This window comes from Mesorhizobium sp. M0340 (genome assembly GCF_040321535.1).
Taxonomy (GTDB): domain Bacteria; phylum Pseudomonadota; class Alphaproteobacteria; order Rhizobiales; family Rhizobiaceae; genus Mesorhizobium.
Genome location: NZ_JAMYRR010000044.1, coordinates 1 through 22,582, shown reverse-complemented (window position 1 = coordinate 22,582; position 22,582 = coordinate 1). Strand labels below are relative to the sequence as shown.

Here is a 22,582-nt window from a genome sequence, read left to right as displayed (position 1 = left end):
CCAGGCATTGGCTACGTTCGGGCGCATTCAGACACGCCTGCCAGCAAACGGGATGCTCGTCACGCCGACGCAGCGCGAGGCGGCCGAGTGAATGATGCGCCGGGATTAAGCTGCGGTCGCGGCGAGCATTAACATTTGAGATGGCGCAAAGATCAAGGGAACCTAATATGCCGTTGGAGGGGTCGTGCGTACGAGGCGTTTCACAAAGCCGATAGTCGTTCAACCCGGCCGGATCGATCGCGACAGGGTTGTTGTGTCGGTAACGGACGCGGCCGAGGTTCTGCTGAAGGATAGCCGGAGCTGGCTTGCAAGTCGAGACTCGCAACAACCGGGGCGTGCCTTGCCGTCATCCGCGGCGGAAAGTCGCCAAGGGTCGCACGCGAGGCGTTCATCGCTGCGGCCAAGGACGCCAGGATCTTTCTCGGCAGACAGATTTAGCCTTACCGCATTGCCGATGCAGTTAAAGCGCGGCGCACTATCGACAGGGCTATACCGCGCCTGCTGGCTCGTTTTCGAAGGCCTCGAACAATCGGCGCTGGCGCTCCAACTCGTCGGCAAGCGGCTTGTGAAGAGTGCGCGAACCGTCCGCATGAATGGTGGAGAACAAGCCTACTTCGGCGTGGCGAGAATTGTCCCAACCGGGGTAGGCCGTCACCGGGTACAGGCATATGCCCTGAATAGGTGCGCCGAGGCTCATCGCATCGCGCACTTCGTCGCAAACATAATGGAGCCAAGCCGGCCGTCCCGACCCCTCGGCGCCGGTCTCGGCAATGAACATTGGCTTCTTATAGCGCTCATCGACCTCGACCAACATTTCCGAAAGCGCCCGGTATTCGTGGTGCCCCATCGGTATCGTTGGCCCATTCAAGTACCACTGGTTGTGCGGGTAGAAGTTGAGGCCTATGACGTCGACAAGGTCATCGCTGCCACCCAACTCCGGCTCAGCGCGCCCGATCAGCATGTCGTAAGCCTCGAACTGGCCCTGACGAGCATTTTCGGCGCGCCGCCGCTCGGCGCGAGTGCGGTCACGAGGAGCAATATGGATGAGCGGCTCAGCCCAGATGAACCTGCAACCGGGTTCGGCCTCCCGCATTGCTCTGATCCCGGCGATCGCTGCCCTGACAAGGTGGCGTTTGAACCATCCGCGCTTGTCCTGCCCGACGCGCGGGAAATAGCCAACCTCCACCGCCCACGCAAAGAACGAAATTTCGTTGATCGGACATACCAGGGGAGCCACTCCGGTGGCTAAGCGATGAACCCGAACAGCTTCCGCGGCGAAACGGACATAGGCCTCGAAAAAGCCGGGGCCACCTTGCTCGACGTGGTCTGGCGAACCATAGTGGAAGATATCCCAGATGACCTGCACCCCGGCCGCTTGGGCTGCTTCGATCACCGACATCCAGCTCGACCAGTCAAAGACTCCCGGCGCTGTTTCGATCAAGTGCCAGCGCAAGCCGTCGCGGATCGTGCGAAGCCCAAGCTCGGCACAGCGGCGATAGTCGCCGGATGCATGGGTGTCATGTGAGGTCGCACGGATCAGATCAAGGCGCACCCCGTCGGCACGACGATGCGAGGAACACTCGAAACCAGCCATGAAAAAGCTGTCGATGCCAGAGGGATCTGCCGCAGGCCGACGAGCCGGTTCCTCGTTCATACCGGCATCCTGTCGGCCAGGGATGGCGCAAGCACTTGCGTTCGGCGATCGCCCTTTGCCAGGTTCGGTCGCCTCTTCGATTTGGACTCGGCTGCCATCACGTCAACGTGTTGGCGTTGCCTGGCGATCACCGCCATGATCTCCTCGCGCAACACGGAGACGAGATCGGGCTGGTTGCGGCTTCGACGCTCGTAAGCCAACAGCAGTTGCAAGCGCTCGCGCGCCACGGGCGCGCTGCCGCGGCGCTTGAAGATATCGAGCAGGTTCATGCTGCCCTCCTTCCCAACAGCCGGTCGAGGAGGCCCCTCCGCTCGAAAGGCAGAATGACCGGCAGGTCCTCGCCCTCGAGTCTTCTTGCCGCGTCGATATTGGCGCGTGCGGTGGGGTTGGTGTTTTCGCTGAGTGTAACCGGCGCGCCCCACATTGGAGGCGCGCAGTAGTACAATGCGGTTGGTGCCAAAACACGGGTGCTCGACAGGCAAGCGACAGAGGAAATGGCCAACTCCGAATTCGCTCATTGCGCTGCTCAAGAAGATGCAAATTTCGGATTGGCCACCCCAGCAATACGCGACCTTACGCGGCCTGCTGCATTGCCCGTTCATTGACGCCAGTCTCGCCGAGTTGGGTGAGCGCCTCATCGGTCGCTTTTTCTTCCTCGAGAGTCTGTTCCAGAAGTGGGACTGCGTCTCTTAGGCCGAGCAAGCCCGCCCACGTCACAAGAGTGCCGTAGCGCGCGATTTCATAATGCTCGACGGCCTGGGCTGCAGCCACGAGCCCTGCGTCCAATGCTGGAGCGTCCCCGAATTCCTCCAAAATCTCCTGCCCCTCCTCGATCATGCCATCGATTGCTGGGCAGGTCTTGCCCTGCGCCCTCCTGCCAAACGCGTCGAAAACCTGCTGCAGGCGATCGATTTGGCCTTCTGTCTCGTCTCGATGCTTTTCGAACGCGGCCTTCAGCTCTTCGGACTCTGCGCCCTTTGCCATTTTCTTTAAGGCGGTCAGAATCTTCCGTTCGGCGTAGTAGATGTCCTTCAGACCATCGTAGAAAAGGTCTTCCAAGCCCTTGGAACTGCCCTGTGATCTTCTCGTCGTCGCCATTCTCATCTCCTGTTGAGCTATCGATGGATGTACGGCTCTAACGAGGCCAGTGCCTTGTTGTTCCTTCACCATGGCTCGCAAATCGCTGTCCCGCGAATGCTGGAACGAACCGCTCAATCTTAAAGTCGAGGCGCGTCTATTTTGGTCGGTTAACCGATGTGAATGCGCATCTGAGATATGTCGGTACGCGAAGTCGCCGCCAGCGCCTGATTTCGACAGAGCTCGCCTTCAGAGCGCTGAGGCAAATTGTTCCGACGCCCTCGATTTCAGACCGCGAGCTCGAAAACATAGTCGCTGGCCATGCGGCCAGTTGTGGTCTCGTCGTAGACTTCGATCATACGCGATAATGTCGGATGCGACCTCGCCCCACGGCGGCTACACTAATTGACCGATGATTGTGCTTTGAAAGCGGCAACCTGGTTCAGCGATAGTTCGACGTTGAGCGTACCGATCGACGAATGGAACCTGATGTGGGTCGTAGAACCTCGATCTGCGCCATGCTGATACGATGGATGGTCTACAGATTAGGCGGCCTCCCCGACGTTCGAACCCACCCTATTTTATGACGTTCTGCCATTGTGAGTCCAAAGGCCTTATGCGAAATGCGATCGCAAGCGCCTCGGATCCCACGTCGACTTGGCTCAGGCCCAGTTCCGCCGCCTCTATCCGCAATCCGGCAACCGCCAGCAAGGCGCGCGTTCCCGTGGCCACTTTGAGTTTGGCGGACGTTGTCCTGTTCCAGTCTGCACCGATCTCTGTCACCCCACGGGGGTTGCTCACGGCTTGGGCGCAATGGATCAGGGATTGCTGCCCACCGTTGCAGCCGGCTGCCCATCGCGCAGGTGATCGTCTCTTTCCTTCAGTGTCCGCGCCGAGGCTTCGCAGTGAAGCTCCAGCACGCTGGCGCGTGAGCGACTGAGGCGGCTTGTCACTGTTTCCAGCGCGCAACCGCATTATCTCGGCGCGCACGGATTTGGTTCAACGGGACGGCTCGGTCTTCGCCGCCATAAAGGATTTTCGGGGTGTGTATGCCGTTGACATGGCCCGCGCCTTCCCGGGAATAGGCGCGGGCCGATCGGACAACCCGCTCACGCAGCTGGTGCATAGGAGGACAACGCTGCAGGAATCAAACCTTGCTCCGGCGCTGTTGTTCCAGCTCTCGTGCAAAAAAGGCTCGTGTCCTGTTCGCGGCTTGTGCACCGACACGTCCGGACAGCGCCTGACATCCATATCTGCCGATCCCGATTTGAAACTCCCTGTGTCCATGTCGGGGGCAACTTCCCTCGAGTGTCCAGGTCTGCCTTGGCGCTAGCTGTGATTGCTGGATGTGAAGGTCAGATGGGCCTGCCTGGTCCTGTGGGTACATAGGAGGAGGAGATCACTGACGTCCCGGCAGACTTGACCCTTATTCGGCTGCATCAGGGCAGGGCCTTCGGCCTGAAGCCGCCACACCCGGTGAAACAAACCGCTGAGCCGGAGTCCATGTCCCGACCGGGCAGCGACGGCTGTGAAAAGACCCCTGGTGCCTCCGCGAAAATTGTCAGCCGACCCTTCTGATAGTGCGGGACCGGGGTTTTTTAAAGACGCGGGAACATCGATGCTGCCTCACGGGTTCGGCGCAAGAAACCTCCATAGTCCGAAGGAAAGCGGCCGGGGTTGGCTCCGGAATGAAGGAAGCAGGCGTTCTCAGCACCCGTTTGCGCGACGTCAGTTCGGCCGAGGGCGTTGCCGGCGGCGCTGCAGACGGGCATCCACAGGAGATGAAGCATGCGGGCTCTCGTTTGGCATGGAAAAGAAGATATACGTTGCGACGAGGTTACCGATCCCGAAATCGAGGATCCGCGCGACGCCATTGTCAAGGTGACCAGCTGCGCGATCTGCGGCTCGGATCTGCACCTCTATCACAACTTCATCCCGGCGATGCTGCCTGGCGACATCATGGGCCACGAGATGATGGGAGAGGTGGTGGAAGTTGGATCCGGCGTAAACGGCGCCCTCAAGAAGGGAGATCGCATCGTTGTTCCCTTCACAATCATTTGCGGTGAATGCGAGCAGTGCAAGCGCAAGAATTTCTCGGTTTGCGAACGCACCAACCGCAACAAGAATATCGCCGACCAAGCATTCGGGCACACCACGGCCGGGCTGTTTGGCTATACCCATCTCACCGGCGGTTACCCGGGCGGACAAGCCGAATATGTTCGCGTGCCGTTTGCCCACGCCACGCATATCAAGGTACCGGACGGCCTCTCCGATGAGCAGGTCCTCTTCCTCGGCGACATCTTTCCAACCGGCTGGCAGGCTGCTGTTCAGTGCGACATCGAGCCGTCCGATACGGTCGCGATCTGGGGCTGTGGCCCGGTGGGGCAGATGGCCATACGCAGCGCCGTCCTCATCGGGGCCGCGCAGGTTGTGGCGATCGACTGCCTGCCGGAACGCCTTTCCATGGCCGCGGCAGCCGGCGCCATCACAATCAACTTCAAGGACGAGAGCGTAATCGAGACGCTGAATGAGCTTACAGGTGGCAAAGGGCCGGACAAATGCATCGATGCCATCGGGATGGAAAGCCATGTGTCGCTTGGCCAACCAGACACCCTCTACGACCGCGCGAAACAGATGATGCTGATGGAAAACGATCGCCCGCACGTGTTGCGTGAGATGATCTATGTCTGCAGGCCGGCCGGCGTCATCTCAATCCCGGGCGTGTATAGCGGGTTCGTCGACAAGATCCCGATGGGCCAGGCCATGAACAAGGGCCTGACTTTCAGGATGGGCCAGACGCATGTGAATCGCTGGACCGACGACCTGCTGCGCCGCATCGAAGAAGGTCAGATCGACCCCTCCTTCGTCATCACACACACGGTCGGGATCGAACGAGGACCCGAGATGTACAAGGTGTTCCGCGACAAGCAGGATAGTTGCGTCAAAGTCGTACTGAAGCCCTAGGAGAGCCATGAACATGCTTACCAAATTCGGCAATCTCAGCAGATCGCCAAGCGACCCCAAGGTCGTAAAGTCTGGCCCGACTGCGCTGGCAGCCTCCGATATGCTTACCCGCAAACTCGGCTGGTTCAGCATAGCGCTGGGTGTCGCCGAGCTTGTGGCCTCCGAGCGGATCGCCCGCGCACTCGGCATGCGCGGCAAGGAGAGCATCATCCGTGCCTACGGGGCGCGGGAGGTCAGCAGCGGCATTCTCTCCTTGTCGGTAGACAAACAGGCAGGGCTTTGGAGCCGTGTGGCCGGTGACGCGCTCGACATAGCAACACTCTTGCCGGCGTTCCGGCGCGACAATGCAAAACGTGAGAATGTCGGCCTTGCTCTGGTCCTCGTCGCCAGTGTGACGCTCGTCGATTGGTTGAGCGCCCAAAAGGTAAGCGCCCGGCACGCTCGCGGCCGCGCGCAACCGCAGGATTTTAGCAACCGCAGCGGCTTCCCACGCGGAGTGGCCGCCGTGCGGGGCCTTGCGCGGACAGAGAGGTCGACATCTGCCAGCCAGAACCGACGTGATGGTTGACCGGCAGTACCCCTGTCCTCCTTCTCTGCCGTCGCCGCTGTCCGAAATGGCCGTGGGTCAACAGGATGGCAGCCGGTCGGGCGCCACTGCCAAAAGGTCTCTCGGCGACATCGATGATGTTTTCCGGACATTTGGCACCGCGGCATCGACCAGCACCAATTGTGATCGCGGCCACAGGCACACCGAAGTAGACGACCTTGACGTCGCAAGCCGCAGATTGGCAAGTTCAGGCGTGATGCTGTGTGGCAAGGCGGCGATGTCCTTGCGAAACTGCTCCATACGGTTGCCTCGGGCAAACTCTGACAGCTGGATAAGGCAGATATCCTGAAGGCTATGGCCCGCTCTTGGAATCATCGACCTCCAGCGCATCCATGACAGGTCCCAGATCGCTCTGTTCGGCGCGGACGGTATGCACACTTGGCACGGAATTCTTCAGCGCTTGCCCGATCGCATCTTCGATATTTCCGAGCTCGTCCTCACGTACCTCGCGACCATAGCCGGCCGCTTCGGCATCCTGCTCGAACTGCTGCGCGAGCACGGCGACACTCACTTCCTCTTCACCGGGAAGGGTGCTGACATTCTCCTGTAGCCAGGCTTCAAAAAACTCTTTGGTCGCGCTCATGCGATAGCTCCTTCGCCAAACTAAGCGCGGCGGCGAGCCGCAGTTCCGCTATCGCGTCACTTTCCAATCAGCAGGGGGATTTATCTTTCCGCGACCCGATGCGCTTCTCGGCCCCTCAAGTTCCGGGCGACGTCAGCCACGAACTTTCAGGGGCTGCGTTGGGAATGGGCGGCGTTATTTATTCTTTTGCGACTCCGGTCCAAGCGAAGCTTTCCCTGCCAGATCCGCGTGCAACGTGCGAGCCATGTCGAGATGTTCCAGCACCGTCGGCAGCTTGTCGGAGGCGAAGTGCTGAAGCTCTGCATCCTCGCCGGAGCCAATCTCCCAGGCCAGAAGCTGCGCCGCCTTCTGGTGGTCGACGATCTGCGCGGCCAGATAAGCCAGCTCGAAGGCGGCGCCGTCCACTTTTTCGAGATCGGCGCGGATTTTGTTATGATCGGGGTCAAGCTCTTCGGGAAGCGGAATCTCGCTCTTGTCCGCGATGGATTTCAGCTGTTTATTTGCCTTGTCGTGGTCTTCGACCATTCGATTTGCAAATTCCCTCACCCCATCATGGCTTGTCTTTCCGGCCGCGAGCCGACCCAGCTCCACCTCGGCCCTGCCGCCAGCCGTGACCAGCTGGGCGAAAAGCCGATCCTGATAATTCGTCTGGTTCGGCGCTGGAACTCCAGGCTTCTCCATCCTCGTGTCGGGAGCAAGGCCGGCCGGATTGCCGATCTGCGCCAACGCACAACAAGGCGACAGCGCCAGGGCGAAGGTGATTGCGGCAGCACGCATGATGTCCTCCATTCTGCGCCGAAGGCGGGCCCCCGGCAGCGGCTTTCTCGCTCGCTCAGAGAGTGAGCAGGTAAGCCACGAGTGAATCCTTTTCCGGCTGGTCAAGCTTCGTTCCGAGCACCAAGTTGAAGAACTCAACCGTATCGCCAAGCGTCATCAGGCGGCCGTCATGCAGATAGGGCGGAGAATCCTTGATCCCGCGCAGTGTGAAGGTCTTGATCGGCCCATCCGGTATGGCGACCTGGTCGTTGAAGGTCTTACCGATCTTGTAGAACCGCTCGAGCTTCAGGTCATGCATGTTGTTGTCCATGAATGACAACCCTGGAACATGACACTCGGCGCAGCGGCCCTTGCCCATGAACACCTGCTCGCCCTTGAGCTCCTGCGCACTTGCGGTGGCCGGGTCAAGCCGCCCGAACGGGTCGAGCTTCGGCGCCGGCGGAAAATCGATGATGTTCTGCATCTGCGCCATCATCGCCACCTGGTTCGTGCGGTCCGGCAGATTCACCCCTTTGCGGGTGGCGCTCACGTGATCGCCGTTGAAGTAGGCGGTACGTTGCTCGAATTCCGTGAAGTCCTCGACTGAGCGCAGCGAGCGTTTGGAGCCATGAATCTGCTGATTGAACAGGCCGCGCAGGCTGGTTGTGTCGAGCCGAAAGCGCTCGGCTTGTGGCCGGACGTCCGGCGTCAGGTGAAAGGCTGCGTTGGTATGGAAATTCGCGTGGCAGTCGAGGCATGCCACACCCATGCTTTGCATCGCGACCTTTCTGTCCTCGGTTTGATTGAACTCCTCCTGCGGGAAGGGCGTCAGCAGCAGACGCAGTCCTTCCATCTGTACGGGTGTGATGATGCCGTTCATACATTCGTAGAAGTTGCGGATCGTCAGCAGATCACCGCGCGACACATCCCCCAGTTCGGGGTGCGTGGTAAGGAATATCGGAGGTGGGAATTCCGGCGTAAGATAATCGGGCAGGTCGAAATCGACGTCGAAGCGGCGCAGATCGCGCCCTTCATCGGCGCCGATCTCTCTGATCTGGTTTTCCGGAAAGACCTGGCCTCCGGTCGCCTGCTTGACGTGCGGCAGCGGCAGGAAGCCCTTCGGCAATAAACCGCGGTCGCGGATTTCTTGGGGAGTTTTGGCGGCCAGGCTGTCCCAGGTCTCGCCTGCCGGCAGTTTGACCCTGACGCCCTCCTGAACCACTTTCCGGCCGCCCGACATCATGACGCCCCGCATCGGCCGGTCCGCAAGGTCGTAACGGCTCTCAAGCAGCTTGCGCTGCCGCTCGATCACGGCGGGTTTTTGCGCTTCGTCATTCTCCTTCACCGCCGAAAAGGGCAGGCTTGGCAATGGACGATAGGTCAGATCCGGCGGCAGCGGGTCCGAAGCAACGTTAAGCGTGAACGCCGCAGCGCCAAGAAAGACGGGTAGACCGAAGTTGAAGACACGTGACATATCCCCTCCCCTACAAGAAAGTCTCAACGCGTATCGCGTGGGCTTGGTCCAACTCCCGCGCGCGATCTTTGTTCCCAGGCTTCGAAAAAGACGGATCGGCGCCAAGCGTCCTGGTGCGTTTGGCCAACCGGCCTGCCACCACCGGTCGAACAAGAGCGGTTGGTACGCTCTGCGGCTGCTACCCTTGGGCAGGATGGACTCTCGGGCCGTGTTCCTCGGAACGGAATTACCCAGTGAGCATTGCTCCGGGTAGCAGGAGGTGCCCATGCCCAGATTTCGCTTCGAGAATACTGAATTCGGACAGACGAACGCCTTCGAGATCGAACTCGCCAGCGTCGAAGCAGCCAACCAAAAAGCCATTGAAAGAGTGCGAACTGCGCTGGTCGCGGGCCTTCCGACCCCCGTCGATCAATCCGGGTCCACGACTAAGGTTTACGATGAAGCTGGCTATCTGATCGCGACGGTCAATTTCGCTGACGTAATGAGGGACTATCCGGAACTTCAGCCGAGACGAGATGAACCGCCTCCCGAGGAGCCTGGTGTCATGCGGTCCGGTTGATATCGCCCATCAGTGAACTCCCTGGATGTTTTAGAAGCACTCGAGACAAAGAAGTCCGCCACTTTGAGGTGGGAGTGAGCCAGAGGCTTGGAGGGCGTCAGGTAGCGGGGGCGAACCGTTGGGACGACGATGCTCTGGCTTTTCCGGCTCACGCAAAAAGCCGGCCGGCGTGAGCCTGCAGGCGAGTTTGTCCGGGTTGTCAGGACCAATAAAGATGGACGAGGCAAGAGCGTCCAACTTCCCGACGTTGGAGCTACCCCATCAAGCCGGCAGGACGCAGCGCATGCTCCATCACCTTGGTGATCCCAGCGGCTACTGTGCCGCTGCGCTGGAAAGGCGTGCCGCGCGGCTTTTTTGGCATCTATCGGTCTGCAAGATACATCCGGAGACGTTACACCGCCGAGTTCGAATAGCGCTCCACGGAACATCCGACCCGCAGCCCTGTTGGGCAAGATTGCCTCAGGAGGATGTTGTGCGGCGGATGATTTTGGGCGCTCTGGCCGGCCTAGCGGCAACGATGGCGATGACCGGCGCCATGCGACAGCTCCAGGCGTTGCTGAACGAGAGGAGCCGCTACCCGTTGCCGCCCCGCGAAATTGTCGATCACTTGGACATGCACGGCGATGAACGGCAGGCGCGAACGAATACTCTGTTGGCACACTTTGGGTTCGGCGCCATCACAGGTGCTGTTTTCGCAATTTTGCCTCGGCGTCGCGGCAGCGGTACGCTTTATGGCCTCGGAGTGTGGGCGGCGAGCTATCTGGGTTGGATTCCTGCGGCGCGAATTCTTGCTCCCGCATGGCGTCATCCTGCACAGCGAAATCTGCTTATGATCGCCGTGCATATGGTCTGGGGTACCGCGCTCGCAAAATCTCTCAACGAGTTGGAAGCCGCCGAATCCGAAGCGTTCGGCAGACCTTCGGATGCCAAAGTGTCAGCCTTGGAAAGGCGCGAGAGAGGGCCGGGCCGATGAAGCCAATCCCATTTTGGCTCGATCGAGAGCGTGAGGTTTCAATTGGAGCCTTGCAGGGCAATCATGACTACGAAGTCGCGATCGTCGGCGCAGGCATTGCGGGACTGCAGGCGGCCTTTCTCTGCTGCGTAGCTTCGGGTCTGAGGGTCGCGGTTCTTGAGGCGCGCCAGATCGGCCTGCAGGCCTGCGGCCGCTCTACCGCCAAGGTCACATCCCAGCATGGCTTCGAATACGCTTCCCTCATTCGCAATTTCTGCCAGGAAGGCGCGAAGCTTTACGCGGCCGCGAATGAGTCGAAAAGCCCGTGGAGGTCAGCCAGGGCGGAGGCCGCGGGAAGGTGTTTGATCTTGAAGAGGGCCGGCTGCGCCTCGCTGAATACGCAACGCCGACACGCCTTGAGGATTGGGCTGGTCCTGTCGCCGGTCCCGGAGAGATCGAAAAGATGTTCGGGATGAAGCGTTCGACCCTGCACGATTGGCAAAGGCGCGGAGCCGTGATCGGACTGCTCAAGGGCGAGCGCAAACACGTGTTTCCGCTCGCCCAATTCGTCGACGGTCGTCCTGTTGAGGACATGGCCCGGATCACGAAGATCATCGGGAATCCTCGTGCGACGTGGCTATGGCTGACCCGGCAGCATGTGAGCGAAACAGGCGAAACTCCGCTCGACCGACTCAAGGCTGGGCGCATCGATGAGGTCGTCGCTGACGCCGAGTTCGATTTCGGCTGATCGAGGAGCTTGAGGCCGAAGCCGTCGCGGACCTGGCAATCAGGTTCCAGCCGCAACATTACCGGCGGGCAAGGCGACAGGAGTACGCAGCTACTCCATTGGGCATGGGGTTCGGACAATCGCGCTTCGCAAGCCCCGACCGGTCCTTCATGGTCCTCTACGTTGCTCGCGACCTGGCGACGGCGATCGCCGAGACGATTGTTCGCGACCGGTTCGAGGGAAAAATCTGACCGCACGCTGCATCTCTCGGAAATCGCTGGCTGGACCGTGTCCGAAGTCTATGCTACATCGCCCCTGACGGTGATCGATCTCCGGACCACCGGCCTGCTGCGGCTTGGGATCAGCACCGACGCTGCACGTGCCAAACAACAGGAGGAAGGCCGGAAGCTGAGCCAGACTCTCTTTAACGGGTTCGCAGTTGACGGGATCCTCTACAATTCGCGGCTGACCGGAGCCGAATGCATGGCGGTCTACGACCGCGCCGTTGACGGCAGGCTCAAGGCCGACGGGCCACGACGCTCGAACGGCATGCGCAGCTCGTGCCGGCGCTGAGGCAGCTGAACGCCCGGGTTATCCGTGCCGACCTGACGCAAGGAGCCGTCGGGCTATGTCTAGGTTTGCCCCCTGCCCGACACTGGTCCCACCCATCGCACAGTACCGCTGGTCATGTAGACCGCGGCCCCACGACTTGCCCCAGTTACTTGAAGGTAGTCCGCGAGTTGGCCTGCGTGAATTCGCATGTTCTCCTCCGTCGGCGCGATGTCACTTTCCATCGAAAACGACCGAGGCGCGACCCTCGACCAATGCGACGGCGTCAATCCGGCCGGCAAGCGCTGTGGGTTCGCTCGCATGGGCGAGCAAGGCGTAGATCGGCCATTCTGGAACGAGACGCGGTCGCAGCGCGGCGATCTCCGGGAGATGCAGGGTTCGCCAGGCGGTCGAGGCGATTTCGTCGGCTTCGGGAAGACCTGCCTCGTCTTCGCGATCCACCACCAGCTCTGCTATAAGCGCGAGTGCGCGACCGGCGAACTCGGCGAGGTCTTCCCCAAGTTCGCCAATCAGGACCTCCTCCATCACCTTGTGCAAGACAAGTCCTCGGAGACGTCCTGCGCCGATCGGCAGCCCCGGCTCCGGAGCGTCGCCGGAACCGATCGCGATCGCCTCGGTCATAGGAACGCGATCTGGATCCTGGTTGCTCGGCTGTAGCCACGTGAGCGGGACGGCAGCAGCGGAGATGGCGGCGCGCTCTGTCTCGAACATGTCTCGGATCTGTCCGTTTGGCAGATCGGCCGCGGCGCGGCGCGGTGCTGCTTCGAAACGCCAGAGATCCAGCAGCGGGAGGTCATGATGCAACAGGTCGACGATCCGCGCCCGGGACCTTTGCTCCGCCTGCGGCAGCTCCGGGACATCAAGGCTGTTCGGCGGGCTCTACTCCGGAACAATGTCTTCTTCTGAAAGTTTTTCCTTACATCGCAAAAGGAGATTCGAAATGTCAGAAGGACGGGAATGGTTTGTCCAATGGCTTAGAGATGCTCATGCCATGGAAGAGCAGGCCGAAACGATGTTGAACGGGCAGTTGAGCCGTATCGAGAATTATCCCGAATTGAGGGAGCGGATCCGACAGCACCTCGACGAGACCAAGCAGCAGGCTGCCCGGCTGAAGAGTTGTCTCGATCAGATGGACGAGGGTTCATCCATGATGAAGGATGCTGGCGGTAAGCTGACGGCGATGGCGCAATCGCTGAGCGGCGTCTTCGCTGGAGACGAGGTGATGAAAGGATCGCTCGCGAGCTACACGTTCGAGCACATGGAAATCGCCTCCTACACGATCCTGATTGCCGCCGCTCGATCGCTCGGCGAAACTGAGGTTCTTCGGGCTTGCGAAGAGAATCTGCGAGAGGAAGTCGCGATGGCGGATTGGCTGAAATCCCGTCTTCCCTCAACGGCCGAGCAGTTTCTTGCGCGGGCCGAAGCGGACAGCGACAGCGCCAAGCGGTAATCGTGAGGGTCGAGGCGTTCGACTACACAAGCCTGGTCAAATACGCATTGGCAAATAGCCAGATGGAAGGGCTAGGTGGCAGCGCTCGGCGAAACCAAGCTCGGGTGGTGGCAAGATCGTTTCCAGGTTGCATCCCAAGGCGGCTGGGTAAGCCGGCGGGCCTCTTCCACTCAGCGCATCCGACGCGTCACAACCTTTGTCCAGTACCGGCGCCATCCGCCAGAAACGTCCGGATGACACACGCTGGCTCGCAAATTGCCCACATGCGGCTGCTCCGCTTCTGCCTCGAACTGGAGCCGCGGTCCGGCAATGGCGATGAGCCGCTCGACCAGCGATCCGCCAGCCGAGTTCCAACGCGAATGCAAAGCCGCCGAGCGCCGACAATTGCCGATGCCGCTCGTTCGGCCCGGTAAACAGGCAGGATCGACCACGGCTTGCGCCCGAACACACTTGCCGCTTTCTGGTAGATCGGCGTGTCTGTGGCGGCGGGAAGGATGGCGCGGACATGAATGCCGGGCGTGGCACGCCGCTCCTGCCGGATGCTGGCCGTAAGCCCGCGTATGGCGAACTTGCTGGCGACATAGCCACTGACGAAAGGTTCAGGCGTCACTCCGAGCATGGAGCTGACATATCGGCGGCAAAGGCCAGCGCCTCACCGCCCGAGCCGGCGCACTCCTTGGCGACCTTGTCGAGTGCGCCCGCGTTTCTTGAGACCAGCACCAGCCGTGCGCCTTTGCGCGCAAAACCCAGAGCAGCCGCTCTGCCGATGCCGCTGGAGGCGCCGGTGACCACCACGACGGCTCCCGGCAGGTCGGCCATTCGTCAAATCTATCGGGATCGCTCCGGGCGGGAGTTGACGTCCTCACCCTCTTCGGGATGGACGCCTACCCTGTGTTCGTAGATAAGTGTTCCGCCTTTCCAGCCGGTATAGACGAGCAGCAGAACGACAATCGTTGACAGCGCCAAGCCCCAGGGCAACGCGCCCTCGGCGGCACCGTCGCTTAGGCGCAGGATGAAGTTGGCCAGCGCCAGCACCACGGCCGCGACGTTGCCGACCATATGGTGCCACGCGGCATTGATGGACCGCACCCTTGAATTTCCAAGAAAATCGGCAAAGCCGGCCAGCGCCGCGGCAGCGCTCATCAACAGGGCAAAGCCGAGCAGCCAGAAGGATGCTTCGGCCCAGAATGCACGGCCGGTCGACCAGAACACTAAATCCGACAGCAATACCGACACGAGCAATGCGATCGGGAAAGGGATCAGCATGGGGTGAATCGGATGGCTGCCGATCTTTGCGGTGGTTGCAACGCCCAGCAGATGACTTGTGCGATCGTCAGCCATGCCCAACAACGTTGAAGGCGGCCCGGGCGTTCCAAAGTCGGGAACAGCTTCGATCAGCGCTATCGAGAGTTGTTCTCAGCGGCGCGATGGGCAGCATCAAAACCTACGGCTCAAATAATCCGAGCCGCGCAGTCCAAACCGCCATTCGGCCTCGAAATGCCGATCCTGCGGCCTGTCAGAACGTGCTGGGTTCGCGCGGTGGCGTGACGTAGGCCTGGCTCTTGACTATGGGCCCCTACTTCTCCTTTTTGAGGAGACGAGCTTCCCTTAGGATTGAGCCGCGATCGAAGCCGACCAGCGACATTATCTCGCGTATCTGGTGTTCGGATGCGCCTGACTCTCGCGCGAGCTCGCTGACGATTTCAAGTTTCAGGCCGGGCCGCCCTTGTTCTTCCGCCATCAAACCAATGCCTCGTGTTGGGCCAAGAGTGCGATCGTCGCTCCCAAGCGTCAGCGGCCATGTCGTGGCTAACGATTTGCACTGTGCGCTTTCAGACCAATTTTGACCAGTGCGGCCGCTCCGGTGACCGCTTAACAATCTAACTGCCTCGGACGTTAGGCTTACTCGGCCAGGCCTAAAGGGCATGCGAAGTGGCGCTGCCATGAAGAACCTGGCCCTATAGTGCCTCCTTCGATTCGGAGGATAATGATGCACCCTCAAAGTCCGGGATCAAAGACCTAGCGGCGCCCGCTTTGCAAGGACACCTTTCGCGTCTCCCACCGATGCCTCATCGAAAAGCGGGGGGCGCTTTCTGCTGTGCCGCTGCCGGATGGCCTCTTCCCGCGAACGTGTGCAGACTGGGAGCCGCCGGCACCAAGATTTGGCGCTTTTAGCGAACGATCAGTTCGGCACGCCCGCTTCGGAATTCGTGCTTGGTAACGAACGAAACGATCGCTGAAGCGATCTTGCCACCGCCCTGCTCCGAAGGCTCGATGGCGTTGACAAAGTCGGCGTCCTCATCGCTGACAATGCGAAGGTCGATCACTGCAACACCGCGTGTAGCGGCTGCTCGTGTGATGCAGTCATTGAGGATCGAGAGGGCCGTTACCGCAACACGCCTCTCGTCAAGGTCCGCGTAGCGGACGTCGTAGATCGTGCAAACGGCGGTGGGCAGATTGACAGCCAAAACAGCATCCAGCGTCGACGCGTACTCCGAGCAAAACTGCTCTCTTATTTCGGCGAGTTTTAGCAGGGCGTCGGCCACGGACCGCGACGGAGCGTCCAAAACAGAGGAAACGCCGAGTGCGTCATTGCCCCCAATGCTGACCACCAGATGAGTGGCGCCGGCTGGCAGGCGCTCCAGCTGCTGGCGCACGCCTGCCATGACGCTGCCGTCGACGGCAAGCAGCTCGGCCGACCATCGCTCCGGAAGCTGGCGCGCCAGGTGGGCCAACACATCTGCTCCGCCGGCCACATAGGCGCGGTTGTCAAAAACCGAATCGCCCAGAAGCACAACTTTGTTCGTCATAGCCGCAGCCTCGGCGAAACTGGTTTGCGTCGACGCGAATGCCGGCCCCGCGGCAGCGGCCAGCAAGAGGCTCCTCCGCGATATTGGGAACTTGACCAGATTTGCGTCTCCACGGGGCTCTCGCTCGCCCATGCAGCTAGGGGCGAGGAGATGGGAGGCAACACCGGGGCGAATAAAAGCCGCACGCTCCAGGCGCCTGGTCGCTATGTCTCTGGAGGGCTCCTCCCTACCTGAAATCCCGCGTTGTTAACTTGATCTGATCAATGTGGTCTTAGGGTCAAAGATGTTGCGCGGCTGCGGGCTTTTCGGCAGGTCCCGCGGACCGGCGCCAGGACTTCCGTGGTGGGATTGGTTACCGCAATGTGGGGCAGCGGGACGTTCCTGCGCGAGGACCTGCAACGGAGGGGCGTCGTAACCTGCGCCGAAGCCATGGCCGCACGAGACGGCCGCTGGCTTGTAACCGCAGGCCTCGACCTCGTACGGCAGATGTCCGGATCGGCCAAGGGCGTCATGTTCATCACCATTGAGGACGCCGCCGGCGCGGCGCCACAGGTCATCGACCGAAGCGAAGGGCCGGTCGGTGCGTATGGCGACGATCCTCGCCGCGTGGGCGTTGGCCAAGCCGCGCACCATGCGCTGGCCGAGTCGGACTGCGAAGCGGTCGTCGCTGTGGGTCGGCTCCAGCGTGCAGTCCCCATCGCGAGGCGTTGATGCAGACCGGCCGAACTTCGACGCCGTGACCACGCGAATCGCGAACAATCTGCACCGGCGCATGGAACCCCATCGGTTGCGCGTTGAGCAGTGCTGCGCAGAACAGGTTCGGATGTTGGCGTCATCCAGGAGGAGGCGCAGACGATCAGTGCAAAACGGACATTCGAGGGCCGCGACGAGATCATCAAAAACAGCCTAGCGAATTTCACATTCGAGAACTACGAGATTGCTGCTTACAATTCGCTGCTGGTACTCGCCGAGGCCGGGCGCTTTCAGGATGCCGAACGGGTCCTCAAGCAAAATTTGAGCGAAGAAGAAGCCATGGCTAATTGGCTGAAGGAAAAAGCTGAGCGACGTCACCTTGCGGTATGCGACGTTGCGCGAAGCTGGTGAAACTGCAAAAAGCTAATCCAATGTCGCGGGCCGGGCGTTCATAACGGATGCTCGCCCTTGCGGTGTGTCGCAACGCAATCAGCGCGTCCGGTTTGCCGTGAACAGATCTTGCTGACGCACCAGTTTCGTCCGCGACGGGCTGACGGAGGCGGCGTGTGCCATCCGCGGGGATGGCCGAAAATAACCCCACCTCTGCATGACGCGAATTGTCCCAGCCCGGGTAGGCCGTTACAGGCAAATACCCTCGATCGATGCTCCGACACCCATAGCGGCACGCACCTCGTCGCGGGAGCCAAGCCGGCCCGCCGGATCCCTCTGAGCCGGTCTCGGCAATGAAACATTGGCTTGCCGTACCGATGAGCAACCTCGAGCAACATCTCCGACAAATCGCGGTACTCATGGTGTCCCCTCGGTATCGTCGGCCCGTTTTCGAACCATTGATTGTGCGGGTATAAATTCAGGCCCACAACATCGACAACATCTTCGCTCCCGCCCAACTCAGGTTCGACGCGGCCCAGCAACATGTCGTGAGCTTCGAACTGCCCCTGACGGGCGATTTCGGCCCGACGCCGTTCGCTGCGGGTCCGGTCACGAGGAGCGATAGGGATAAGGGCTCGGCCCAGACAAATCTGCAGGCGGGGTCGATCTCCCGCATTGCACGAACCCGCGATGGCAGCCTTCACGAGATGCCGCTTGAACCACCCACGTTTGTTCGGGCCCACGCGCGGGAAATAGCCGACCTCAACAGCCCATGCGAAAAAGGAGATTTCGTTGAGGGAACACAACAGAGGCGGTGTTCCGGCGATCGAACGGTGTACCCTCACGGCTTCTGCCGCGAACGAGGCATAGGCATCGATGAAATGCAGCGATCCCTGATCAACATGGTCTGGAGATCCGTAATGGAAGATGTCCCAGATAACCTGGACACCTGCCGATCGGGCCGCCTCTTGGCGCCCAACTTGACCAGTCATAGGTCCCGGGAGCCGTTTCGATCAGGTGCCACCGCAGTCCGTCGCGGATGGTGCGACGGCCGAGTTCGGCGCAGCCGCGGTAGTCGCCCAGGGCATGCAAATTATGCGAGGTCGCACTAATAAGATCGAGGCGAACCCCGTCCTTGCGCCGGTGCGAGGAGCACTCACAGCCTGCCATGAAAAACTGGCGAAGCGCGAAGCTTGCGGAGCCGGAGCCTCCACCTGGTGCTCGTCCCTGCGCCCCACTTCGCTCATTCGAAGTCCCTTTCCGCAGTCGGCTTCGAACTCGGCCGCCTTGTTAGGACCGGAACCGCGTTGGGGAAATACCGCATCCAATCGGGCGCGCGCCATCTTCGTTGCTCAGTCCAGCTCGTCCTTGCGTGGCCGGGTAATGCCGAACCGATGTTCGACTCCGGTGATGGACTGTCCGGAGCTGCCTGGCGAACGAGGAACAAGGAGGGCCGTGCCAAGTTCGGGGCGATACCACCGCCGCCGATCGACTCGAGCGGCTGCTCAGCAACAAGAGAGGCACGGGATCACATGACCGTTCAGATTCGACTTTCCGAGATCGACCACGCCAGGCGCGAGGATCGTGGCGACGGCGCTTGGAGCATCGCACCGGACTTGGGTTATTTGCGGCTAGCAATCGTCAATGTCGTGTTCTTCGGCGCACCGGGCAGCGGAGATCGGAACTGGGTGCTGATCGATACGGGGTTGCCGACGTCCCGCAACAGCATTCTTGCGGTCGCGGAAAGGCGGTTTGGCACGAACGCACGGCCGGCCGCGATCATCCTGACCCACGGCCATTTCGACCATGTGGGAACGGTTCTAGACCTCGCAAATAAATGGGACGTGCCTGTCTTCGCGCATCCACTCGAGCGCCCCTATTTGGACGGAACCGCATCCTATCCGTCACCCGATCCCTGGGTCGGGGGTGGACTGATGGCGCTGCTTTCGCCGGTTTTTCCACGCGGGCCAATTGATCTTAACAACCGTTTGGAACTCTTACCTGCCGACGGATCGATCCCCGGAATGCCCGGATGGCGATGGTTACACACACCCGGGCACGCCCCTGGGCATATCTCGCTCTGGCGCGAGGAGGACCGTTCGCTGATCGTAGGGGACGCTTTCATCACCACCGGTCAGGAGTCAGTCTATGAGGTCGCCGTCCAGGGTCTCGAGATGCACGGTCCGCCGCGCTACTTCACGCCGGACTGGGATGCGGCAGAAAGATCCGTGAAGCACTTGGCTGCCCTGAACCCGCAGATGGTCATCAGTGGACACGGTGCGGCTGCTGCGGGAGTGGGCATGCGTCACGCTCTTGACAGCCTGGCTGAGCGGTTCAGGGTGTTCGCCGTCCCGCCGAAATTGAAATTCGTGCGCGAGCCGGCGGCAGTCCAAGATGCCTGAGACTAACCGAGCCGCCGTCGTTCTGAAGATGGTCAAGTTGCGCAGACTCTACCTCTCGAGCCGGTAGAGTTACCCGTCCGATCGCGCGCCCCATCGTCGCCGACAAACTCTGACAAGCGGAACAAACCCGAGAGGCGCCGGTTAGGTCGTTCGATCGGCGCAGGGCGACTGCGGCCAAGCGCCCCGAAGTTCGGCGTCAGGAGAACGTCCGATGGAAAACGAGTACCCCCAAGGACGTTTCCTCTCCGCCGGCGAGCCGACCAGTCCACACGCGTCGGCATTCGCCAAGACTTGGCTTCGATTCGCTCATAGGCCAAAACCGTGGAGGAGACCGAATGGCAAATCTGGGAAGATTGGCGATCGCGATGCTTGGCGTTCTGGCATACCAAAATCGCGACAAGCTCTGTGAATTGATTCCGGGAGCGGGGTATCTTAACCCAAACGACCCGCAACGCAGAATTCTGGCTCAGATAACGAATAGCGTGTCGAGGGCTGACCTTGGTGAGATCCTCGACCGGTTCAGGGAGGTGGGGGCAGGATCGAAGGTCGACTCGTGGGTTGGCAGCGGGCCAAACCAACCGATCGAGCCAAGGGACGTCGAAGCGGCAATGGACGAAGGTACACTCACTTCTATCTCGATGCAGACGGGTCTTTCGCGCGAGGAGCTAATCAAAAGGATTGCGCGGGATCTACCCGAGACAGTCAACGAGATGACGCCGAATGGTGAATGGCCGCCTGAGCCGACACAAGGCTTGGATAAGTTGGCCCTGCTCGACAATGTATCCTAGGGGACACAGCCAGGAATGCAGCCGGCCAAGGCGAGATCCAGGGTGGCAACTCTACATCGGGGGACGCTCCTGCGCGATCACCTTCATCGGCTCGCGAAGCTTGCCGTCGTCCGGCCTGCTGGTCTCGTAGCGAACCGTCATGCGGCAACAGCCGATGGCTTTACACGCCCGCCGTTCGCTCATCCCGAAGCCCTCCTTCAGGCGAGCGACAGCTTTCCGCTTGGCCGCGGGCGTCACCATTTCTTTCCCACAAGATCCTTCAACACGGCATTGTCGAGCATGGCGTCGGCCAGAAGCCGCTTCAGCCGCGTGTTCTCGTCCTCCAGAGCCTTCAGTCGCCGAGCCTCGGAGACATCCATCCCGCCGAAGCGGGCCTTCCAGTTGTAAATCGAGGCGTCGCTGACCCCGTGCTTGCGGCACAGATCGGCAACCGATACCCCGGCCTCATGTTCCTTCAAAATTCCGATGATCTGCTCTTCAGAGAAGCGGCTACGTTTCATGTCCTGGTCCTCTCGATGGGCCAGAACGAACTTCAAACCGGATTAGATCAGAGGGGCAAGGTCAAACTCTGTCGAAGGCAATATACATCACATCCCCGATTCTGACTCCCGGGAAGAGAACCTACGGGGCATCTCGAGGGTTTACACCTGGGATGACAACGTCTTCTCCTCCTCGGCAGCAGCCAGGAATGCCTTCCGTGCCTCCTCAGGTTCCATCTCGTCGGAAATGCAAGGCGATGCAGACGCGCACCGCTTGGTTCCATTTGGGGCCACGCTTGGTCCACTTCATCACCTCCCGGCCGGCTGCCTCGACGTCCACGTTCCGGGTCAGACCAGCGCGCTCAGTCCTCACAGGGACCGGAGGGGAGAACGAGTGGGTTGCCATGGGGGAACTTAGAGGGGGAATAGCCTGCTGACCAACTCAGGAACAGTCCGCTGGTAAGGGAACAACGGAGGCCCTCGTAGGTTTCGAACTCGCAGCGGTCGATTTCTTCGTGGATGTAGCCGCTGTGAGTCCGTCGCCTCATCCTTTCGGGGCGGCGGGCCCTCCTGGTTACCAAGTGCCATGGGGTCACTCACTCTTTGTGGGCCCGATCAATTTCATCAAGCAAAGACTTATGCTCGTCCGGCAGCTCCTGTTCTACCGGAAGATTTAGCGCTCTGCGAAGGTAGTTGCGGACGGCTTCTGACGTGACCCACCGTCGTACAAGGTCGGCAATAACCTTCTGTTTCCTTCTGTCGACCTCAACCATGGTCGATCCTGCATACGAACAGGATAGAACCTTCTGGCGAGAAGATTTGTTCCTTGTCCATTCACGGAGATCGGGCAGGACGGCGCGCCCGCTCCTGCGGGGCCACAATGAGCAAAATTCCTGGAATGCTGGGCGGGAACGTTAGTTAGTGAGGCGCGGAGCTGAGAACTACTCCCGGCCGTCGAAACACACGAACAGGCCACTGGCGGAAGCTACCTCAAGGATAGCCTCAGTTAGCTCTTCGTCAGATGCCCTCAGATTAGGCGCAGTCACACGGACTCGTTCTATTGCAGTCTTGATCGAGACAATGTCTCCGCGAGCCGCCCCGTTCAGGAGTGCAGCAATAGCCTCATGTAGAGTTGGACTGATAATTTGAACGACACTCATCCGACCATCCCCAAGGGGCACGCCGAAGAGAGACAGTACTCTCTCCCTGACCGACATCAACAGGATGTAAGAACCGTACAATGCTGAGCCGTAACCGTCGGGAATGTTTGGTAGAAATTCTGAGCGGGGGATCGGATAACTGGCTCACGCGGCGACCCCCCGGTGCCCCTCTTGATCCACGCAGTGCGGCGCGTTTGGGCTGCCCCATGTCACAGGCAAGGCCTAACCAATTAATTTCGTTAGCGTGAGTGGGCGTTGTGCATCGCTTTGCGCCATGTGAGGGGCTGCCAGGCGAAGTGAGGATTTGACCCCTTGGGCGAAACGAAAAACTGACCCCCTCATTGCTTTGCGGTTTCGTTGGTGTCGAGGGGGGGGGGGGGGGGGGGGGGGAAAAAAGGGCCGACCCCGCTTATATAGAGACGCGGGGGGGGGAGGGGGGGGGGGGTTGGGGGGTAGTTAATAAAAAGGAGGAACAAAGAGGGGGGGG

General features: G+C 60.6%; 24 protein-coding genes and 4 pseudogenes. 13 read left to right on the top strand and 15 right to left on the bottom strand.

Annotation, left to right across the window (positions count from 1 at the left end):
- Positions 1-300: 300 nt before the first annotated feature.
- A complete protein-coding gene (locus NKI79_RS31690; protein WP_352807137.1) occupies positions 301-438 on the top strand; it encodes a DUF982 domain-containing protein in 138 nt (45 codons plus the stop codon).
- Positions 439-487: 49 nt separating this feature from the next.
- On the opposite strand, the gene NKI79_RS31685 is transcribed toward NKI79_RS31690, so the two are convergent.
- The 4 genes and pseudogenes from NKI79_RS31685 to NKI79_RS31670 all read right to left on the bottom strand — a co-directional run bounded on the left by NKI79_RS31685 (position 488) and on the right by NKI79_RS31670 (position 2,752).
- Positions 488-1,654 (bottom strand): beta-glucosidase, encoded by a 1,167-nt coding sequence (locus tag NKI79_RS31685; protein WP_352807121.1) that lies wholly within the window; start codon positions 1,652-1,654, stop codon positions 488-490.
- On the bottom strand, positions 1,651-1,923 hold the full coding sequence (minE, locus tag NKI79_RS31680; protein ID WP_352806409.1) for a cell division topological specificity factor MinE: 273 nt from the start codon (positions 1,921-1,923) through the stop codon (positions 1,651-1,653). Before minE ends, NKI79_RS31685 begins: the two co-directional genes overlap by 4 nt.
- Positions 1,920-2,094: pseudogene (locus tag NKI79_RS31675) on the bottom strand (septum site-determining protein MinD); the annotation flags it as partial. The pseudogene NKI79_RS31675 and the gene minE, both read right to left, overlap by 4 nt.
- 133 nt (positions 2,095-2,227) lie before the next feature.
- Positions 2,228-2,752: a YciE/YciF ferroxidase family protein gene (locus NKI79_RS31670; RefSeq protein ID WP_352806412.1), complete on the bottom strand. Its 525-nt coding sequence runs from the start codon at positions 2,750-2,752 to the stop codon at positions 2,228-2,230.
- A 1,767-nt stretch (positions 2,753-4,519) separates the two neighbouring features.
- On the opposite strand from NKI79_RS31670, the gene NKI79_RS31665 reads away from it, so the two are divergent.
- Positions 4,520-5,695: a zinc-dependent alcohol dehydrogenase gene (locus NKI79_RS31665; RefSeq protein ID WP_352807118.1), complete on the top strand. Its 1,176-nt coding sequence runs from the start codon at positions 4,520-4,522 to the stop codon at positions 5,693-5,695.
- Between the two features lie 7 nt (positions 5,696-5,702).
- Positions 5,703-6,263, top strand: coding sequence for a hypothetical protein (locus tag NKI79_RS31660; RefSeq protein ID WP_352807115.1), 561 nt, complete (start codon positions 5,703-5,705; stop codon positions 6,261-6,263).
- Between the two features lie 331 nt (positions 6,264-6,594).
- On the opposite strand, the gene NKI79_RS31655 is transcribed toward NKI79_RS31660, so the two are convergent.
- The 3 genes from NKI79_RS31655 to NKI79_RS31645 all read right to left on the bottom strand — a co-directional run bounded on the left by NKI79_RS31655 (position 6,595) and on the right by NKI79_RS31645 (position 9,115).
- A complete protein-coding gene (locus NKI79_RS31655) occupies positions 6,595-6,885 on the bottom strand; it encodes a hypothetical protein (RefSeq protein WP_352807114.1) in 291 nt (96 codons plus the stop codon).
- A 174-nt stretch (positions 6,886-7,059) separates the two neighbouring features.
- Positions 7,060-7,674, bottom strand: a complete 615-nt coding sequence (locus tag NKI79_RS31650) for a DUF4142 domain-containing protein (RefSeq protein ID WP_352807112.1) — start codon at positions 7,672-7,674, stop codon at positions 7,060-7,062.
- 43 nt (positions 7,675-7,717) lie between these two features.
- A complete protein-coding gene (locus NKI79_RS31645) occupies positions 7,718-9,115 on the bottom strand; it encodes a cytochrome B6 (RefSeq protein ID WP_352807111.1) in 1,398 nt (465 codons plus the stop codon).
- 265 nt (positions 9,116-9,380) lie between these two features.
- Between NKI79_RS31645 and NKI79_RS31640 the strand changes: the two genes are divergently transcribed.
- The 6 genes and pseudogenes from NKI79_RS31640 (at position 9,381) to NKI79_RS31615 (ending at position 11,926) form a co-directional block, all read left to right on the top strand.
- Complete coding sequence (locus NKI79_RS31640) at positions 9,381-9,674, top strand: hypothetical protein (protein WP_352807108.1); 294 nt, start codon at positions 9,381-9,383, stop codon at positions 9,672-9,674.
- A gap of 481 nt (positions 9,675-10,155) precedes the next feature.
- A complete protein-coding gene (locus NKI79_RS31635; RefSeq protein WP_352807134.1) occupies positions 10,156-10,647 on the top strand; it encodes a hypothetical protein in 492 nt (163 codons plus the stop codon).
- A pseudogene (locus tag NKI79_RS31630) lies at positions 10,644-10,883 on the top strand (FAD-dependent oxidoreductase); the annotation flags it as partial. The gene NKI79_RS31635 and the pseudogene NKI79_RS31630, both read left to right, overlap by 4 nt.
- A 68-nt stretch (positions 10,884-10,951) precedes the next feature.
- Positions 10,952-11,374, top strand: coding sequence for an antitoxin Xre/MbcA/ParS-like domain-containing protein (locus NKI79_RS31625; RefSeq protein WP_352807140.1), 423 nt, complete (start codon positions 10,952-10,954; stop codon positions 11,372-11,374).
- Between the two features lie 104 nt (positions 11,375-11,478).
- The gene (locus NKI79_RS31620) at positions 11,479-11,604 is read left to right on the top strand and encodes an RES domain-containing protein (RefSeq protein WP_352807132.1); all 126 of its coding nucleotides are present in this window, start codon (positions 11,479-11,481) and stop codon (positions 11,602-11,604) included.
- 37 nt (positions 11,605-11,641) lie between these two features.
- Positions 11,642-11,926, top strand: coding sequence for a hypothetical protein (locus NKI79_RS31615; RefSeq protein WP_352807105.1), 285 nt, complete (start codon positions 11,642-11,644; stop codon positions 11,924-11,926).
- Between the two features lie 210 nt (positions 11,927-12,136).
- Here NKI79_RS31615 and NKI79_RS31610 read toward each other — a convergent pair whose 3' ends face one another.
- Positions 12,137-12,727 carry a hypothetical protein gene (locus NKI79_RS31610; protein ID WP_352807103.1) on the bottom strand — a complete coding sequence of 197 codons (591 nt, stop codon included), beginning with the start codon at positions 12,725-12,727 and terminating at the stop codon, positions 12,137-12,139.
- A 136-nt stretch (positions 12,728-12,863) separates the two neighbouring features.
- On the opposite strand from NKI79_RS31610, the gene NKI79_RS31605 reads away from it, so the two are divergent.
- The gene (locus NKI79_RS31605) at positions 12,864-13,373 is read left to right on the top strand and encodes a ferritin-like domain-containing protein (RefSeq protein WP_352807130.1); all 510 of its coding nucleotides are present in this window, start codon (positions 12,864-12,866) and stop codon (positions 13,371-13,373) included.
- Positions 13,374-13,560: 187 nt separating this feature from the next.
- Here NKI79_RS31605 and NKI79_RS31600 read toward each other — a convergent pair whose 3' ends face one another.
- The 5 genes and pseudogenes from NKI79_RS31600 to NKI79_RS31575 all read right to left on the bottom strand — a co-directional run.
- Positions 13,561-13,992 carry an SDR family NAD(P)-dependent oxidoreductase gene (locus tag NKI79_RS31600; RefSeq protein ID WP_352807100.1) on the bottom strand — a complete coding sequence of 144 codons (432 nt, stop codon included), beginning with the start codon at positions 13,990-13,992 and terminating at the stop codon, positions 13,561-13,563.
- Complete coding sequence (locus NKI79_RS31595; RefSeq protein ID WP_352807097.1) at positions 13,980-14,192, bottom strand: SDR family NAD(P)-dependent oxidoreductase; 213 nt, start codon at positions 14,190-14,192, stop codon at positions 13,980-13,982. The genes NKI79_RS31600 and NKI79_RS31595 overlap by 13 nt, the downstream gene beginning before the upstream one ends.
- 9 nt (positions 14,193-14,201) lie before the next feature.
- The gene (locus NKI79_RS31590) at positions 14,202-14,714 is read right to left on the bottom strand and encodes a DUF2231 domain-containing protein (RefSeq protein ID WP_352807127.1); all 513 of its coding nucleotides are present in this window, start codon (positions 14,712-14,714) and stop codon (positions 14,202-14,204) included.
- Positions 14,715-15,544: 830 nt separating this feature from the next.
- Positions 15,545-16,249 (bottom strand): SGNH/GDSL hydrolase family protein, encoded by a 705-nt coding sequence (locus tag NKI79_RS31585; RefSeq protein ID WP_352807094.1) that lies wholly within the window; start codon positions 16,247-16,249, stop codon positions 15,545-15,547.
- Positions 16,250-16,717: 468 nt separating this feature from the next.
- Positions 16,718-17,049 (bottom strand): annotated as a pseudogene (locus NKI79_RS31575) (helix-hairpin-helix domain-containing protein); the annotation flags it as partial.
- On the opposite strand from NKI79_RS31575, the gene NKI79_RS31570 reads away from it, so the two are divergent.
- The 3 genes from NKI79_RS31570 to NKI79_RS31560 all read left to right on the top strand — a co-directional run bounded on the left by NKI79_RS31570 (position 17,018) and on the right by NKI79_RS31560 (position 20,456).
- Positions 17,018-17,287 (top strand): DUF892 family protein, encoded by a 270-nt coding sequence (locus tag NKI79_RS31570; protein WP_352807124.1) that lies wholly within the window; start codon positions 17,018-17,020, stop codon positions 17,285-17,287. The pseudogene NKI79_RS31575 and the gene NKI79_RS31570 sit on opposite strands and share 32 nt — an antisense overlap.
- Before the next feature lie 1,511 nt (positions 17,288-18,798).
- On the top strand, positions 18,799-19,668 hold the full coding sequence (locus tag NKI79_RS31565) for an MBL fold metallo-hydrolase (RefSeq protein WP_352807091.1): 870 nt from the start codon (positions 18,799-18,801) through the stop codon (positions 19,666-19,668).
- Positions 19,669-20,003: 335 nt separating this feature from the next.
- Entirely contained in the window at positions 20,004-20,456 is a 453-nt protein-coding gene (locus NKI79_RS31560) for a YidB family protein (protein WP_352807089.1), read from the top strand.
- A gap of 63 nt (positions 20,457-20,519) precedes the next feature.
- Here the strand turns inward: NKI79_RS31560 and NKI79_RS31555 are convergent.
- Positions 20,520-20,956: pseudogene (locus NKI79_RS31555) on the bottom strand (transposase); the annotation flags it as partial.
- Positions 20,957-21,531: 575 nt separating this feature from the next.
- Complete coding sequence (locus tag NKI79_RS31550; protein WP_352807086.1) at positions 21,532-21,708, bottom strand: hypothetical protein; 177 nt, start codon at positions 21,706-21,708, stop codon at positions 21,532-21,534.
- Positions 21,709-22,582: the final 874 nt, after the last annotated feature.